This is a genomic window from Streptomyces sp. MS191, assembly GCF_008042125.1.
In the GTDB taxonomy this organism is placed as follows: Bacteria; Actinomycetota; Actinomycetes; order Streptomycetales; family Streptomycetaceae; genus Streptomyces.
This window is the reverse complement of the sequence record NZ_RDBI01000040.1, coordinates 1,578,767-1,594,998: the sequence shown is the minus strand read 5'-3', so window position 1 is coordinate 1,594,998 and position 16,232 is coordinate 1,578,767. Positions and strand designations below refer to the sequence as shown.

Here is a 16,232-nt window from a genome sequence, read left to right as displayed (position 1 = left end):
GCCTTGACGACCTCCAGGAAGGTCTCGGTCGCGGTGTCGAGATCGGCCGAGCCCCAGTAGCCGTCGAGCGCCGGGTCGAACATCGGCCCGAGCCAGTGCAGGATCACCGGCTCGGCGGACTGCCGGAGCAGCCGCGTGTAGGTGTCGAGGTAGTCCTCGGCACTCCGGGCCGTGGCCGCCAGGGCGCGGGAGGCCATGAGGACGGCCTGCGAGCCGGTCTCCTCGACGAGGGCGAGCTGCTGGACGCGGCCGGATACCGGGGCCCGATCGAGGTCGAGCTCTTCAACGACGAGCTCTGGGCACGGGACGGCGTCGAGGTCCTGGAGGAGACGGTCGCGCGCTTCCGCGCGCACGCGGTCCGGGGTTGAGGACAGGGCCGCCCGGTCGCGCACACGGCCGGGCGGCCCGGGGTTGAGGGGGTGAGGACAGGGCCGCCCGGTCGCGCACACGGCCGGGCGGTCCGGCCCGCCTACGGCACCTTGGCGTCGGCCAGCCGGACGCCGGCCTTCTGCGTGCAGTCGCGGAACTCGTACCACGGCGCCGTGCCCGTCCAGCGGAGGAAGCCCGAAGCGCCCGTCCCCGTCGACATGTTGGCGAGGCGGCAGCCGTCGTAGAGCAGCTTGCCCGCGGTCGTCGCGTTGGCGGCGGTCACCAGGTGGGAGCCGAGCAGCGCGCAGTCCTGGTAGCGGATCATCGGCCCGCGCGAGGGGTTGACGGCGTCGAAGCGGTACACGTGCGGGACGCCCTCCGCGGCCGCCCATGACTTGTAGGCCCGGGCGGTGTCGTCGCAGGAGACGAAGGTGATGGTGCCCTTGTACCAGGAGGAGTCGATCACCTTGTGTCCCGGGCCCCGCACCTCGAAGCGGATGCCCTGCGCGTACAGGCGCATGACCGAGTCGGAGCGCGGCGGGTTGGCGTTCAGCTTGAAGAAGGTGCCCGTGGAGTCGTCGTCGGTCAGGATGTAGGAGCCGCCGATGAAGTTCATCGACCCGCCGTGCTCGTTGCGCACGAAGATCCCCGACTGGAACTCCACCTTGCAGTCGCGGAACCAGAAGTTGAGGAACTGGTCCTGCTGCTGCTCGGCCGGCTCGGTGCCCATGACCAGGAACGCGTCGGCGTAGGAACCGCCCACCTGGCAGTGGTCCCAGCCCATCTCGCTGTTGAGGTTGGACCGGGCCCCCGTCGGGCCGTCGAGGACGATCCCGGCCTTCCAGGTGCCGCGCCACTCGACGTCGGTGTACCAGGTGTCCTGCACGCCGAACGTCGCCGAGGAGTAGGAACGGCAGAACGTCGCCGTCGCGTCCTGGCTCTCGAAGGTCAGGCCGCTGATCCGGATGTTCTTGTAGCGGTCCATGTTCCGCCACAGCACGGTGTCGCGGACCGTCGGCGCGTACACGATGTGGGAGACGCGCTTGCCGAAACCGCTGATCGAGATGCCGTTGACGACGCTCTGGTTCTGCGGGTCGGTGTTCTGCGTCGGCGGCAGCAGGTCGGGCTCGGTGAGCAGGTAGGTGCCCGGCGGGATCAGCAGCACCTTCCGGGGCGTCACGCCGGTCTCGGGGGCGCCGCCGAGCACCTCGGCCACGGCGGCCTTGAACGCGGTGTCGCTCGGCGTGGCGCCCGTGGGGTCGGCGCCCTTGGCGACGACGTCGACCACGTATGTCCCCGCCCCGGCCTCCACGGCGGCGGGGACGGCCGCGGCGCTGCGGGTGCCGAGCGCGAGGCCGCCGACCACGGCACCCGCCCCGGTCAGTCCGGCGAGCAGGGCCCGGCGGCCCGGGCGACCGCCCGGTTCGGGGCCGCTCCCGGGCTCGGCGGCCCGTGCGGCCGGCAGGGAATCCTTCGCCGGTATGCGGTCTGCGGACTGTGAGGACATCGCCAACCCCCGTGGTGAGAACGTCTCTTCAGTCGCGATCCATCGAAGATCACGACAAGGCGTGATCTTCTGTCATGTCCTGCTCCCACGCAAGGCACGGGTCGCGCACGGGCCGCGCGACGGTCCGGTCCGGACGGCGTCCGGAGTGCGGAGCTACCTGCGGCCGCCGCCCAGGATGTCGCCGAGGTCGGCGCCCCTCTTCGCGGCGGCGCGCCGGGTGACCACGGCGAGCACCACGGGGACGAGCAGCTCGACCGCGCGGTTCACCGTCGCCGGCGGCAGCCCCGTCCGCCGCGCGACGGCGTTCGCCGCCGGCTTCGCGAGCCGGCCCAGGACCCCGGCCATGAGCCCGCCGGTCATCAGCCCGCCGAGCGTGGCGACGCCCTGGAGCTGCGGCTCGGCGGTGCCGGCCTCGGCCACCGCCTGGCGGACCTCGTCCGCGCTCTCCGGCTCGGCCGCCGCGAGGCGCAGCTCGCCGGAGAGTTCGGACACCGAGGTGCCGGCGAGCTGCCGGGCACCGGCCGTGTCCGTGCCGAGCAGGCCGGCGATCTCCTGGAGGCGGTCGTCGTCGAGCTCGTTCAGGACGTCGTCCTGGAAGCTTTCGGTACTCATGCCGGACACGCTAGGGCCGGTCCGGCGGGTCGGCACGTCGAGTTCCCCCGGCTGCCCGGCGGGCTGTCGTACCCCTTCGCTACCGTCGGTGCATGTCCAATCTGGCGGTGCTCGAAGGGGTCCTGGAGCGGATCACCTATGCCAACGAGGAGAACGGCTACACCGTCGCCCGGGTCGACACCGGCCGCGGCGGCGGCGACCTCCTCACGGTGGTCGGTTCGCTGCTCGGCGCCCAGCCGGGCGAGTCGCTGCGCATGGAGGGGCGTTGGGGTTCCCACCCGCAGTTCGGGAAGCAGTTCCTCGTCGAGAACTACACGACGGTCCTGCCGGCCACCATCCAGGGCATCCGCCGCTATCTCGGCTCGGGACTCATCAAGGGCATCGGGCCCCGGATCGCCGAACGGATCGTCGAGCACTTCGGCACCGACACGCTCGACGTCATCGAGCGGGAGCCGAAGCGGCTGGTCGAGGTGCCGGGGCTCGGGCCCAAGCGCACGCGGCTGATCGGCGCCGCCTGGGAGGAGCAGAAGGCGATCAAGGAGGTGATGGTCTTCCTCCAGGGGGTCGGCGTGTCCACCTCGATCGCCGTGCGGATCTACAAGAAGTACGCCGACGCCTCGATCTCCGTCGTCCGGAACCAGCCCTACCGCCTCGCCGCCGACGTGTGGGGCATCGGCTTCCTGACCGCGGACCGGATCGCCCAGGCCGTCGGCATCCCGCACGACAGTCCCGACCGGGTCAAGGCGGGCCTGCAGTACGCCCTGTCGCAGTCCACCGACCAGGGGCACTGCTTCCTGCCCGAGGAGCAGCTCATCGCCGACGCGGTGAAGCTCCTCCAGGTCGACACCGGGCTGGTCATCGAGTGCCTGGCCGAGCTCGCCGAGGACCCCGAGGGGGTCGTACGGGAAGCGGTTCCGGGACCGGAGGGGCAGCCGGTCACGGCCGTCTACCTGATCCCGTTCCACCGGGCGGAGATCTCGCTCGCCGCCCAGCTCACCCGGTTGCTGCGCACCGAGGAGGACCGGATGCCGGCCTTCCGGGACGTCGTCTGGGACCGGGCGCTCGCCTGGCTCGCGACGCGTACGGGCGCCTCCCTCGCGCCCGAGCAGGAGCAGGCCGTCCGGCTCGCGCTGACCCGGAAGGTCGCCGTGCTGACCGGCGGGCCGGGATGCGGCAAGTCCTTCACGGTCCGCTCGATCGTGGAGCTGGCCCGCGCCAAGAAGGCCAAGGTGGTGCTCGCCGCGCCCACCGGGCGGGCCGCCAAGCGGCTCGCGGAGCTGACCGGCGCCGAGGCGTCCACGGTCCACCGGCTGCTGGAGCTCAAGCCCGGCGGGGACGCGGCCTACGACCGTGACCGGCCGCTGGACGCCGACCTGGTCGTGGTGGACGAGGCGTCCATGCTCGATCTGCTGCTGGCCAACAAGCTGGTCAAGGCGGTGGCGCCAGGTGCCCACCTGCTGCTCGTCGGGGACGTGGACCAGCTGCCCTCGGTCGGCGCGGGCGAGGTCCTGGGCGATCTGCTGGCCCCGGACAGCCCCGTGCCCGCCGTCCGGCTCACCCGGATCTTCCGGCAGGCGCAGGAGTCCGGGGTCGTCACCAACGCCCACCGGATCAACGCCGGCGTGCCGCCGCTCACCACCGGTCTGACGGACTTCTTCCACTTCGTCGAGGACGAGACCGAGGACGCCGCCCGGGTGGCCGTCGAGGTCGCCTCCCGGCGCATCCCCGCGAAGTTCGGTCTGGACCCGCGCCGGGACGTCCAGGTCCTCGCCCCCATGCACCGGGGCCCGGCGGGGGCGGGATCGCTCAACGGGCTCCTCCAGCAGGCCATCACCCCCGCCCGCCCCGGCCTGCCCGAGAAGCGCTTCGGCGGCCGGGTCTTCCGGGTCGGCGACAAGGTCACCCAGATCCGCAACAACTACGAGAAGGGCGCCAACGGCGTCTTCAACGGCACGGTCGGCGTCGTGACCTCGCTCGACGTCGACGAGCAGCGGCTGACCGTGCGCACGGACGAGGACGAGGAGGTGCCGTACGACTTCGACGAGCTGGACGAGCTGGCCCATGCCTACGCTGTCACCATCCACCGCTCGCAGGGCAGCGAGTATCCGGCGGTCGTGATCCCTGTCACCAACAGCGCCTGGATGATGCTCCAGCGCAATCTGCTCTACACGGCGGTCACGCGGGCCCGGAAGCTGGTGGTCCTGGTCGGCTCCCGCAAGGCCATCGGCCAGGCCGTCCGTACGGTTTCCGCAGGTCGGCGCTGTACCGCGCTGGCCCACCGGCTCGCCGGCGTCCCGTCCGCCCGACCATGACGCCCGCGGGGCCGGTCGCGGGGGCCGTCGGCGTCATGGTCACGCGAAAGGCGACCCCGGACTTCCGGAAGCGGGGCGAAGGGGGCAAGATGAGCAGGTTGGCGGCACTGAGTGCCGCCAAATGGCCCAATGGTCGACCCCGAGTGCACTCTCCTGAGCCAAATGGGGGATGGTAGAGACAGTCAGGGCACCTCGAAGAAGAGGCACTACGTCGGTGAGGGATGACGTGAGCGACAACTCTGTAGTACTGCGGTACGCGGACGGTGAATACACCTACCCGGTGGTCGAGAGCACCGTCGGCGACAAGGGCTTCGACATCGGGAAGCTCCGAGCCCAGACCGGTCTGGTCACCCTGGACAGCGGATACGGCAACACCGCCGCCTATAAATCCGCGATCACCTACCTCGACGGTGAGCAGGGCATTCTGCGGTACCGCGGTTACCCCATCGAGCAGCTGGCCGAGCGCTCCACCTTCCTCGAGGTGGCGTACCTGCTGATCAACGGTGAGCTTCCCAAGGTCGACGAGCTCTCGACCTTCAAGAACGAGATCACCCAGCACACGCTGCTGCACGAGGACGTCAAGCGGTTCTTCGACGGCTTCCCGCGTGACGCCCACCCGATGGCGATGCTGTCCTCGGTGGTCTCCGCGCTGTCCACCTTCTACCAGGACAGCCACAACCCGTTCGACGAGACGCAGCGTCACCTCTCCACGATCCGGCTGCTCGCCAAGCTGCCGACGATCGCGGCGTACGCCTACAAGAAGTCGATCGGCCACCCCTTCGTCTACCCGCGCAACGACCTCGGGTACGTCGAGAACTTCCTGCGCATGACCTTCTCGGTCCCCGCCCAGGAGTACGAGCTGGACCCGGTCGTGGTCTCCGCGCTCGACAAGCTGCTGATCCTGCACGCGGACCACGAGCAGAACTGCTCGACGTCCACCGTGCGTCTGGTCGGCTCCTCGCAGGCGAACATGTTCGCCTCGATCTCCGCCGGCATCTCGGCCCTGTGGGGCCCGCTGCACGGTGGCGCCAACCAGTCGGTGCTGGAGATGCTCGAGGGCATCCAGGCCAACGGCGGCGACGTCGACTCCTTCATCAACAAGGTGAAGAACAAGGAGGACGGCGTCCGCCTGATGGGCTTCGGCCACCGGGTGTACAAGTCCTTCGACCCGCGCGCCAAGATCATCAAGGCCGCCGCGCACGACGTCCTCTCCGCGCTCGGCAAGTCCGACGAGCTGCTGGACATCGCGCTCAAGCTGGAGGAGCACGCGCTCTCCGACGACTACTTCGTCTCGCGCAACCTCTACCCGAACGTGGACTTCTACACGGGTCTCATCTACCGCGCGATGGGCTTCCCGACCGAGATGTTCACCGTGCTCTTCGCGCTCGGCCGTCTCCCCGGCTGGATCGCCCAGTGGCACGAGATGATCAAGGAGCCGGGTTCCCGCATCGGCCGCCCGCGCCAGATCTACACCGGCGAGGTCCTGCGCGACTTCGTCCCGGTCGAGGGCCGCTGAAGGTCCCGGACCCCCGCAGGCGCCGCCGGGTGAGACCCGTCGGCGCTCCGGAGCCGCAGAACGAAAAGCGCCCCGCCGCCGATCCCCCCACGGGTCGGCGAGCGGGGCGCTTTCCATATCCCCGGTGCGGATTCCCCCCACGGGATCCGGGCCGGGCGCCTGCCGGTGTCAGCAGAGGCTTCGTGGGACTGCGCGGTCTGCCGGGGTACGTACGGGAGGGCCGCTCAAAGCTCCCCGAGCACGTGCCCCGGCCAACGCTTGCCTGAGACGTCCCCCAAGACATCTCATGAACGTCCCCCAAGACGTTCTTGGCATCGCCCACTTAGACTCGCGAACAGCCCGAATGGTTACCCCCAAATATCTGTGATCTAGGTCTCTTTGTGAAGGTCCTGTGCGTCACGTGTAGGTGAATTCACGTGAACCGCCGGAGACGCAGGCTGTTTGTCACGACAAAGACGGACGAAAAGGCCATCGCCAGGCCCGCGATCATGGGGTTGAGCAGCCCGGCCGCCGCCAGCGGAATCGCCGCGACGTTGTAGCCGAACGCCCATACGAGGTTTCCCTTGATCGTCGCCAGCGTCCGGCGGGAGAGCCGGATGGCGTCCGCCGCGACCCTCAGGTCGCCGCGCACCAGCGTCAGGTCGCTCGCCTCGATCGCCGCGTCCGTGCCCGTGCCCATGGCCAGGCCCAGGTCGGCCGTGGCGAGCGCCGCCGCGTCGTTGACGCCGTCCCCCACCATCGCGACCGTACGGCCCTCCGCCTGGAGGCGCCGGACCGCGGCGACCTTGTCCTCGGGCAGTACCTCGGCGAGGACCCGGTCCGCGTCGATGCCCACCTCCGCCGCCACCCGCTCGGCCACGGACCGGGCGTCGCCGGTCAGCAGGACCGGTGTGAGACCCAGGGCGCGCAGCCGCGCGACCGCCTCCGCGCTGCCGTCCTTGACCGTGTCCCCGACCGTGAGCGTGCCCCGGGCCCGCCCGTCCCACGCGACGTGCACCGCCCCGGGCGGGAGCGCCCCGGGCACCTCGATCTCCTCCGCCCGCAGCAGGGCGGCCCGCCCGACCAGGACCAGGTGGCCGTCGACCGAGCCGCGCACCCCGAGGCCGGGCACGTTCTCGAAGGACTTCGGCACGGGGAGCTCGTCCACGGACGATCCCAGCCGCTCGGCGGCGCCGGCGGCGACCGCACGGGCGACCGGATGCTCCGAGGCGTGTTCCACGGCGCCGGCGAGGCGCAGCAGCTCGGCCGCGTCGACGCCCTCGTGGGCGGTCACCTCGCCCAGCGTCATCCGGCCGGTGGTGACGGTGCCGGTCTTGTCCAGGACGATCGTGTCGACGCGGTGGGTGGACTCGAGGACCTCGGGGCCCCTGATGAGGATGCCGAGCTGGGCGCCGCGGCCGGTGCCGACCATGAGGGCGGTGGGCGTGGCGAGTCCCAGGGCGCAGGGGCAGGCGATGATCAGGACGGCGACGGCCGCGGTGAACGCCGCCGTCACGTCGTCGGTCACGAGGAGCCACGTCACCAGGGTGCCGAGCGCCAGCAGCAGGACGACGGGGACGAAGACGGCCGAGATCCGGTCGGCGAGGCGCTGGGCCTCCGCCTTGCCGTTCTGGGCGTCCTCGACGAGCTTGGCCATCCGGGCCAGCTGGGTGTCGGACCCGATCCGGGTGGCCTCAACGACCAGGCGGCCGGAGGTGCTGACGCAGCCGCCGGTGACCGGGTCGCCGGTCGTGACGTCGACCGGGACGGACTCGCCGGTGAGCAGCGACGCGTCCACGGCCGAGGCGCCGTCGGTGACGGTGCCGTCCGTGGCGATCTTCTCGCCGGGCCGTACGACGAAACGGTCGCCGATCCGCAGCGCGGCCACCGGGATCCGTACCTCGCCGCCCGCCCGCAGGACGGCCACGTCCTTGGCGCCCAGCTCCATCAGTGCCCGCAGTGCCGCGCCGGCCCTGCGCTTGGCGCGCGCCTCCAGGTAGCGGCCGAGGAGGATGAAGGTGGTGACCCCGGCCGCCACCTCCAGGTAGAGGGCGGAGGACGCGTCGGCGCGATCGGCGGTGAGGTCGAAGCCGTGGCGCATGCCGGGCATGCCGGCGTCGCCGAGGAACAGCGCCCAGAGGGACCAGCCGAAGGCGGCCAGGGTGCCGACGGAGACGAGGGTGTCCATCGTGGCGGCGCCGTGCCGCAGGTTCGTCCAGGCGGCGCGGTGGAAGGGGAGCGCGCCCCAGACGACGACCGGGGCGGCGAGGGTCAGCGAGAGCCACTGCCAGTTGTCGAACTGCAGGGCCGGCACCATCGCCAGCAGGACGACCGGCGCGGACAGCACGGCGGAGACCGTCAGCCGCTGGCGCAGCGCGGCGAGTGCGGGGTCGTCGCCGGCCGGCTCGGAGGGGTCGCCGGCCCCCTCCACGGAGCGCTCGGGCTCCGGTTCGGGCTCCGGAGGCGGGGGCGGCTCCTCGGCCGTGTACCCGGTCTTCACGACCGTCGCGATCAGATCGGCGACCCCGGTTCCCTCCGGGTACGTGATCCTCGCCTTCTCGGTCGCGTAGTTGACGGTCGCGGTGACGCCGTCCATGCGGTTGAGCTTCTTCTCGACGCGTGCCGCGCAGGAGGCGCAGGTCATCCCGCCGATGGTCAGCTCCGTGGTGAGCACGGAGGTGGTGCTGGAGGTCATGTGCGCGTCCAAAGGGAGCAGGGCCGTACCGGTGTAACGGTACGACCCTGCCGGGCTATGCCGGGACGCGTCCCTGCCGGGCGGCCGGGCGCCGTCGGGGCCCGGTCGCCGGTCGGTCAGACCCGGCCGACCAGCTCGTAGCCGGCCTCGTCCACGGCGGCGCGCACGGCCTCCTCGTCGAGCGGGGCGTCGGAGGTGACGGTGACCCGGCCGGTGGCGGCGACGGCCGTGACGGAGGAGACGCCCGTGAGCTCGGAGAGCTCGCCGGAGACCGCGCCCTCGCAGTGCCCGCAGGTCATGCCCTTGACCTCGTAGACGGTGGTGACGCCGCCCGCCTGGGCGTCCGCCGCACCGTCGTGACACGAGCCGGACGGCGAGCAGCAGCTGCCGGTGACCTGGGGAAGTTCGGTCTTCGTCTCGGCGGTCATGACGTTCTCCTCTTCGAGAGGTGGAGCTGGTTCAGGCTCGTACAGTGCCACAGCCTATACCCCTAGGGGGTATAAAATCCACCGGAGCCACGGACTCTCCGGCGTGACGGCCGCCGGGGCCGCCGCGCGACCGCCGTACCCCGGGCATCGTCCCCGGTCCCGCTCCCGGTCCCGGCGCGCGCGGCGGCCCCGGCGGGTTCGTACCCGACCTCGACCGGCYCGTCACCCTGCGGGCCCACCACCCGGAGGCCGTCGCCGAAGCCGCCGCCCGCCGCCGTACCCGGCCCCTCCTGAGGGGCCGCGACCGGCTGCTGATCGTCGCCGCCGACCATCCCGCCCGCGGCTCGCTGGCCGTCGGCGACCGGCCGTACGCCATGGCCAACCGTGCCGACCTGCTGCGCCGCCTCTGCCTCGCCCTGTCCCGGCCCGGCGTCGACGGAGTCCTCGCCTCCGCCGACGTCCTCGACGACCTGCTGCTGCTCGGCGCCCTGGACGACCGTCTCGCCATCGGCTCGATGAACCGCGGCGGCCTCGCCGGCGCCTCCTTCGAGCTCGACGACCGCTTCACCGGCCACCGTCCCCAGGACCTCGCCCGCCTCGGCTTCGACGCCGGCAAGCTGCTCCTGCGCATCGACCCCGGCGATCCAGGCTCGCTGCGCACCCTCCACGCCGCGGCCCGCGCCGTCGACGAGATGGCCGCCCTGAGCCTGCCCGTCTTCGTCGAACCCTTCCTCTGCCGGCGCGACGCGGCCGGGCTGCTCCGCAACGACCTCTCCGCCGAGGCCGTCACCACCTCGCTCGCCGTCGCCTCCGGCCTCGGCGGCACCTCCGCCTACACCTGGCTCAAGGTCCCCGTCACCGACGACCCCGACGACATGGCCCGCGTCATGCAGACCACCACCCTCCCCGCCGTCCTCCTCGGCGGCGACCCCGGGCCGGGACAGGACGCCCAGGAGCAGGCGTACGAGAAATGGCGTGGCGCTCTCCGGCTGCCCACGGTCCGGGGCCTGGTCGTCGGCCGCACACTGCTGTACCCGGCGGACGGCGATGTGGCCGGAGCCGTCGATACCGCGGCGAGTCTGCTGTAAGAAGGGGTAGGCACCGACCATGAACTCCTTGCACCTGCCCGCCGGGACCGCCTCCCGCGGGCCGTACGCCCTCCATGTCGACCCCGAACGGGCCGGCTGGGGGTACTCCGCACTGCGCGTCCTCGAACTCGCCCCGGGAGGCACCCACCTCCTGGAAGCCGGGGAAAGCGAGTGGATCGTGCTTCCGCTCACCGGCGGCTGTACGGTGCAGATCGACGAAGAGATCCTTGAACTACTGGGCCGCGAGAGCGTGTTCGACGGAGCCTCCGACTTCGCGTACGTGCCCCGCGACGCCCGCGCCCAGATCGCCTCCGGTGCGGGAGGCCGCTTCGCTTTGGCAGGAGCGAAGTGCGAGCGACGACTCCCCGCACGCTACGGCCCCGCGCCGGAGGTTCCCGTCGAGGTCCGCGGCAGCGGCAGCCAGGCCCGCCGGGTCCGCAACTTCGCGGCGGCGGACGCCTTCGACTGCGACCGGCTGATCGCCGTCGAGGTGATCACCCCCGGCGGCAACTGGTCGTCCTACCCGCCGCACAAGCACGACGAGCACCGTCCCGGCCGGGAGTCCGAGCTGGAGGAGATCTACTACTACGAGATCCGCCGGTCCGGCGTCGGCTACCAGCGGATCTCGCCCTCCCGGCCCGGCGGCGCCGACCTGCTCGCCGAGGTCGGCAGCGGCGACGCCGTGCTCGTCCCCGACGGCTGGCACGGCCCGTCGATCGCCCAGCCGGGACACGACATGTACTACCTCAACGTCATGGCGGGACCGGGACCCGAGCGCGAGTGGAAGATCTGCTTCCACCCCGACCACGCGGAGGGATACCGGTGACCGTCCTCACCGTCGCCCAGGCACTCGTGCGTTTCCTCGCCGCCCAGTACACCGAACGCGACGGCGAGCGGCGGCGGTTGATCGGCGCGACCTGGGGCATCTTCGGGCACGGCAACGTCGCCGGGATCGGCCAGGCCCTCGTCGAGTACGCCGGCGACCCCGCCTGCCGGATGCCCTTCCACCAGGGCCGCAACGAGCAGGCCATGGTGCACGCCGCCGTCGGATACGCCCGCCAGTCCAACCGCCTCTCCGCCCACGCCGTGACCACCTCCATCGGCCCCGGCGCCACCAACCTCGTCACCGGCGCGGCCCTGGCCACCGTCAACCGTCTTCCCGTGCTGCTCCTGCCCGGCGACACCTTCGCCACCCGGCCCGCCGACCCCGTCCTCCAGCAGCTCGAAGTCCCCCACGCGGGCGATGTCTCGGTCAACGACTGCCTGCGTCCCGTCTCGGTGTACTTCGACCGCGTCACCCGCCCCGAGTCGCTGATCCCGGCCGCGCTCGCCGCGGCGCGCGTCCTCACCGACCCCGTCGCCACCGGCGCGGTCACCCTCGCGCTGCCGCAGGACGTCCAGGCGCAGGCGTACGACTGGCCCGAGGAGTTCTTCGCCGACCGGACCTGGACGGTCCGCCGGCCCCGCCCCGACACGGCCGGACTCGACGCGGCCGTACGGGCGGTCAGGGCGGCGGAACGGCCGCTGATCATCGCCGGCGGCGGCGTCAGGTACAGCGGTGCCGAGGACGCCCTGCGGGCCTTCGCGGAGCGGGCCCGCATCCCCGTCGCCGTCACCCAGGCCGGCAAGGGCGTCCTGCCGTACGACCACGTCTGCGAGGTCGGCGGCATCGGCCACACCGGCACCGGTACGGCCGACGCGCTCGCCCGCACCAGCGACCTGGTCATCGGCGTCGGCACCCGCTACACCGACTTCACCACCGCCTCCGGCACCCTCTTCCGTGCGGACGCCCGCTTCCTCAACCTGAACATCGCCGGCTTCGACGCCCACAAGCAGAGCGCGCTGCCCCTCGTCGGCGACGCCCGCGAGTCGCTCGCCGCCCTGACCGAGGCCCTCGGCGACCACCCGCCGGGCGAGGTCCGGTGGGAGTCCGCCAAGCGGGACTGGCAGGAGCGGACCGACGCGGCCTACGCCACCCCCGACGAGGACGCCCGCCCCACGCAGACCCAGGTCCTCGGCGTACTCGACACCCTGGTCACCGGGGACGACATCCTGATCAACGCGGCCGGGTCGCTTCCCGGCGACCTGCACAAGCTCTGGCGTGTCCGCTCCGCCGACCAGTACCACGTGGAGTACGGGTACTCCTGCATGGGCTACGAGATCCCGGCGGCGATCGGGGTCTCGCTCGCCGCGCCAGGCCGGCCCGTGTGGGCGCTCGTCGGTGACGGTACGTATCTGATGAACCCCACCGAAATCGTCACGGCGGTCCAGGAAGGAGTCCCGATCAAGATGGTCATCCTGCAGAACCACGGGTATGCGTCCATCGGCGGGCTCTCCGAGGCCGTCGGCGCGGAGCGGTTCGGCACCGCCTACCGCTACCGGGCCCCCGACGGCAGTTTCACCGGAGCGCCCCTCCCCGTCGACCTGGCCGCCAACGCGGCCTCCCTCGGCATGCGGGTGCTGCGTGCACACACCGTGCGTGACCTGCGAGAAGCCCTCGCCGACGCCCGGGCGGCGACCGTCCCCACATGTGTCTACGTCGAGACCGAAACGGCAGACACAGTGTCGGGCCCGCCCCCCGCCCAGGCGTGGTGGGATGTGCCCGTGGCCGAGACCTCGACCCGTACGTCGGCGGTCAAGGCCCGGGAGGAGTACGCCCGGCACGTCACCGCCCGACGCCGCCATCTCTGAAGGAGCAATTCGTCATGACGAAGACCGTCAACCACTGGATCGGTGGCAAGACCGTCGAGGGCACGTCGGGCAACTGGGGCCCGGTCACCGACCCGGCCACCGGCGCCGTCACCACGCGGGTCGCGCTGGCCTCGGTGGAGGAGGTCGACGCGGCGGTGGCCACCGCCAAGGCCGCCTTCGAGACGTGGGGCACGGCGTCCCTGGCCCAGCGCACCACCGTCCTCTTCAAGTTCCGCGCGCTGCTGGACGCCAACCGCGACGCGATCGCCGAGCTGATCACCGCCGAGCACGGCAAGGTGCACTCGGACGCGCTGGGCGAGGTGGCCCGCGGCCTGGAGATCGTCGACCTGGCCTGCGGCATCACCACCCAGCTCAAGGGCGAGCTGTCCACGCAGGTGTCGAACCGGGTGGACGTGGCCGCGATCCGCCAGCCCGTGGGCGTCGTCGCCGGCATCACGCCGTTCAACTTCCCGGCCATGGTGCCGATGTGGATGTTCCCCCTCGCCATCGCCTGCGGCAACACCTTCATCCTCAAGCCGAGCGAGAAGGACCCGTCCGCCTCGCTGAAGATCGCCGAGCTGCTCGCCGAGGCGGGCCTGCCGGACGGTGTCTTCAACGTCGTGCACGGCGACAAGGTGGCCGTCGACCGGCTCCTGGAGCACCCGGACGTCTCGGCGATCTCCTTCGTCGGCTCGACCCCGATCGCCCGCCACATCCACACCACCGCCTCGGCGCGGGGCAAGCGCGTCCAGGCGCTGGGCGGCGCGAAGAACCACATGCTGGTGCTGCCCGACGCGGACCTCGACGCGGCGGCCGACGCCGCGGTCTCGGCGGCGTACGGCTCCGCCGGCGAGCGCTGCATGGCGATCTCGGCGGTCGTCGCCGTCGGCCACATCGCCGACGAGCTGGTGGAGAAGATCCGCGAGCGCGCCGAGAAGATCAAGATCGGCCCCGGCAACGACCCGGCCTCCGAGATGGGCCCGCTGATCACGGCCGTCCACCGCGACAAGGTCGCCTCGTACGTGAAGGGCGCGGCGGACGAGGGCTGCGAGGTCGTCCTCGACGGCACCGGCCACACGGTCGAGGGCTACGAGGAAGGCCACTGGATCGGCCTCTCGCTCCTGGACCACGTCCCCACCACCGCCAAGGCGTACCAGGACGAGATCTTCGGCCCGGTGCTGTGCGTGCTGCGCACCGAGACCTACGAGGAGGGCCTCGCCCTCATCAACGCCTCGCCGTTCGGCAACGGCACCGCGATCTTCACCCGCGACGGCGGCGCCGCCCGCCGCTTCCAGATGGAGGTCGAGGCCGGCATGGTCGGCGTGAACGTCCCGATCCCGGTCCCCGTCGGCTACCACTCCTTCGGTGGCTGGAAGGACTCGCTCTTCGGCGACCACCACATCTACGGCAACGACGGCGTCCACTTCTACACCCGCGGCAAGGTCGTCACGACCCGCTGGCCGGACCCGTCCGAGGCGCCCTCCGGCGTGGACCTGGGCTTCCCGCGCAACCACTGACGGACTCCCGGCGGGACGCCGACCCGATCCGCAAAACGACTGGCCCCCGGGGCGCGCGACGGCGCATCCTGGGGGCCATGTCCGTCCCTCCGAAGCATCAGATCCGCGCCCTGTACACCGAGTCGACGGTGACCGTCTACCAGGCGTACGACCCCTCACTCGGCCTCCCGGCCGCGCGCGACGGGCGCTTCCCGGCCGCCTGGAAGCGGGAGCGGATGACCTGGATCAAGCCGTCGTTCCTGTGGATGATGTACCGCTGCGGCTGGGGCCTGAAGGAGGGCCAGCAGACCGTCCTCGCCGTCGAGATCACCCACGCCGGCTTCGCCTGGGCCCTGCGCAACGCCTGCCTCTCCCACTACGTCCGCGGCGTCCACCCCGATCGCGACGCCTGGAGCCGCCTGCTGCGGCGGTCACCGGCCCGGGTCCAGTGGGACCCCGAACGCGACCTGCGGCTGGCCGCCCTGCCGTACCGCTCCCTCCAGCTGGGGCTCGCGGGGGAGGCCTCGCGCCGCTACGCGGACGAGTGGACGGTCGGCATCCGGGACGTCACCCCGCTCGCCCACCGGATCCACGCCCTCGTACGGGCCGGCGAGCTCGACGCCGCCCGGGCGGAACTGCCCGAGGAACGGCCCTACCCGGCCGGTCCCGAACTGATCGCGCACCTGGTCGCCGAGGAGCCCGCCACCGCCCCGGCCCGCAACACGCCCTGAGGGTGTCTGGTGTCCTGTCGATCAGGACGTCGGGAGGCCGGCGAGATCGGCAAGACCATCCCCAGCCGCTCCCGCGCCTTGCGGACGTCGCGACGCCCCGCCCTGTCCGCCGTCCGCCCCGCATACCGCGCCTGGTGTACGCGCGCCGGGCGGCGTACCTCTCGGGGAGGCCGCCGACTTCCGCCTTCCGGCAGCCGTACCACCCCGGACGTCCGCCTAGGCTCGGACCCATGAAGCTCCGACTTCCCCGGTGGGCCGCGGTCACCGCCGCCCTCGCCGTGCTCGCGGGCGCCGGCACCTGGACCGCCGTCGCCTCGGACGACCCGTCCCCCGTGGACCGCGCGGACCAGGTGCTCGACGTGCCCGGGGCGCGGCTCGACACCTCGTACTTCACGGACGGCAGCGGCGGCCGTCGTCCCGCCGTCCTGCTCGCGCACGGTTTCGGCGGCTCCAAGGACGACGTGCGCGCCCAGGCGGAGAGGCTCGCCCGCGACGGGTACGCCGTCCTGACCTGGTCCGCGCGCGGCTTCGGTGCCTCCACCGGACGGATCGGGCTCAACGATCCCGCGCACGAGGTCGAGGACGTCCGCAAGCTCGTCGACTGGCTCGCGCGCCGGCCCGAGGTGCGGCTGGACAAGGACGGCGATCCGCGGGTCGGCGTCACCGGCGTCTCCTACGGCGGCGCGATCTCGCTGCTCGCCGCCGGGTACGACCCGCGGGTCGACGCGATCGCGCCCCAGATGACGTACTGGAACCTGGCCGACGCGCTCTTCCCGGACGGTGTCTTCAAGAAGCTCTGGGCCGGGAT

At 72.1% G+C, this 16,232-nt stretch carries 13 protein-coding genes; 8 read left to right on the top strand and 5 right to left on the bottom strand.

The genetic code is table 11. The features are described from left to right. The 3 genes from EAO71_RS14255 to EAO71_RS14245 form a co-directional block, all read right to left on the bottom strand. Nucleotides 1-353: dihydrodipicolinate synthase family protein (locus EAO71_RS14255; protein ID WP_261992130.1), on the bottom strand; the 353-nt coding region annotated here is incomplete at its 3' end. Between the two features lie 116 nt (nucleotides 354-469). Beyond that, complete coding sequence (locus tag EAO71_RS14250) at nucleotides 470-1,876, bottom strand: hypothetical protein (protein WP_261992129.1); 1,407 nt, start codon at nucleotides 1,874-1,876, stop codon at nucleotides 470-472. 153 nt (nucleotides 1,877-2,029) lie between these two features. Next, a complete protein-coding gene (locus EAO71_RS14245) occupies nucleotides 2,030-2,488 on the bottom strand; it encodes a DUF937 domain-containing protein (RefSeq protein ID WP_147978080.1) in 459 nt (152 codons plus the stop codon). A gap of 92 nt (nucleotides 2,489-2,580) precedes the next feature. On the opposite strand from EAO71_RS14245, the gene recD2 reads away from it, so the two are divergent. Together recD2 and EAO71_RS14235 are read left to right on the top strand one after the other, a co-directional pair. Further along, the gene (gene recD2, locus EAO71_RS14240) at nucleotides 2,581-4,800 is read left to right on the top strand and encodes an SF1B family DNA helicase RecD2 (RefSeq protein WP_147978079.1); all 2,220 of its coding nucleotides are present in this window, start codon (nucleotides 2,581-2,583) and stop codon (nucleotides 4,798-4,800) included. 226 nt (nucleotides 4,801-5,026) lie between these two features. Continuing rightward, nucleotides 5,027-6,316: a citrate synthase gene (locus EAO71_RS14235; RefSeq protein WP_147978078.1), complete on the top strand. Its 1,290-nt coding sequence runs from the start codon at nucleotides 5,027-5,029 to the stop codon at nucleotides 6,314-6,316. Nucleotides 6,317-6,728: 412 nt separating this feature from the next. On the opposite strand, the gene EAO71_RS14230 is transcribed toward EAO71_RS14235, so the two are convergent. Together EAO71_RS14230 and EAO71_RS14225 are read right to left on the bottom strand one after the other, a co-directional pair. Continuing rightward, nucleotides 6,729-8,990 (bottom strand): heavy metal translocating P-type ATPase, encoded by a 2,262-nt coding sequence (locus tag EAO71_RS14230; RefSeq protein WP_147978077.1) that lies wholly within the window; start codon nucleotides 8,988-8,990, stop codon nucleotides 6,729-6,731. Nucleotides 8,991-9,106: 116 nt separating this feature from the next. Then, nucleotides 9,107-9,418, bottom strand: a complete 312-nt coding sequence (locus EAO71_RS14225) for a heavy-metal-associated domain-containing protein (protein WP_147978076.1) — start codon at nucleotides 9,416-9,418, stop codon at nucleotides 9,107-9,109. A gap of 227 nt (nucleotides 9,419-9,645) precedes the next feature. Between EAO71_RS14225 and EAO71_RS14220 the strand changes: the two genes are divergently transcribed. From EAO71_RS14220 to EAO71_RS14195, 6 genes are all read left to right on the top strand, one after another. Further along, nucleotides 9,646-10,506, top strand: coding sequence for a Cgl0159 family (beta/alpha)8-fold protein (locus EAO71_RS14220; protein WP_147978075.1), 861 nt, complete (start codon nucleotides 9,646-9,648; stop codon nucleotides 10,504-10,506). Nucleotides 10,507-10,525: 19 nt separating this feature from the next. Continuing rightward, nucleotides 10,526-11,332: a 5-deoxy-glucuronate isomerase gene (gene iolB / locus EAO71_RS14215; protein ID WP_147978074.1), complete on the top strand. Its 807-nt coding sequence runs from the start codon at nucleotides 10,526-10,528 to the stop codon at nucleotides 11,330-11,332. After that, complete coding sequence (iolD, locus tag EAO71_RS14210) at nucleotides 11,329-13,197, top strand: 3D-(3,5/4)-trihydroxycyclohexane-1,2-dione acylhydrolase (decyclizing) (protein ID WP_147978073.1); 1,869 nt, start codon at nucleotides 11,329-11,331, stop codon at nucleotides 13,195-13,197. Before iolB ends, iolD begins: the two co-directional genes overlap by 4 nt. Before the next feature lie 14 nt (nucleotides 13,198-13,211). Then, on the top strand, nucleotides 13,212-14,714 hold the full coding sequence (mmsA, locus tag EAO71_RS14205; RefSeq protein ID WP_147978072.1) for a CoA-acylating methylmalonate-semialdehyde dehydrogenase: 1,503 nt from the start codon (nucleotides 13,212-13,214) through the stop codon (nucleotides 14,712-14,714). Nucleotides 14,715-14,791: 77 nt separating this feature from the next. Continuing rightward, nucleotides 14,792-15,424, top strand: a complete 633-nt coding sequence (locus EAO71_RS14200) for a DUF4291 domain-containing protein (RefSeq protein ID WP_147978071.1) — start codon at nucleotides 14,792-14,794, stop codon at nucleotides 15,422-15,424. Nucleotides 15,425-15,654: 230 nt separating this feature from the next. Then, nucleotides 15,655-16,232: alpha/beta hydrolase (locus EAO71_RS14195; RefSeq protein WP_147979289.1), on the top strand; the 578-nt coding region annotated here is incomplete at its 3' end.

Coding starts and splice junctions, on each gene's coding strand:
- EAO71_RS14230 (WP_147978077.1), bottom strand. CDS start 8,990: ATGACCTCCAGCACCACCTCCGTGCTCACCACGGAGCTGACCATCGGC.
- EAO71_RS14250 (WP_261992129.1), bottom strand. CDS start 1,876: ATGTCCTCACAGTCCGCAGACCGCATACCGGCGAAGGATTCCCTGCCG.
- iolB (WP_147978074.1), top strand. CDS start 10,526: ATGAACTCCTTGCACCTGCCCGCCGGGACCGCCTCCCGCGGGCCGTAC.
- EAO71_RS14225 (WP_147978076.1), bottom strand. CDS start 9,418: ATGACCGCCGAGACGAAGACCGAACTTCCCCAGGTCACCGGCAGCTGC.
- EAO71_RS14245 (WP_147978080.1), bottom strand. CDS start 2,488: ATGAGTACCGAAAGCTTCCAGGACGACGTCCTGAACGAGCTCGACGAC.
- mmsA (WP_147978072.1), top strand. CDS start 13,212: ATGACGAAGACCGTCAACCACTGGATCGGTGGCAAGACCGTCGAGGGC.
- EAO71_RS14200 (WP_147978071.1), top strand. CDS start 14,792: ATGTCCGTCCCTCCGAAGCATCAGATCCGCGCCCTGTACACCGAGTCG.
- recD2 (WP_147978079.1), top strand. CDS start 2,581: ATGTCCAATCTGGCGGTGCTCGAAGGGGTCCTGGAGCGGATCACCTAT.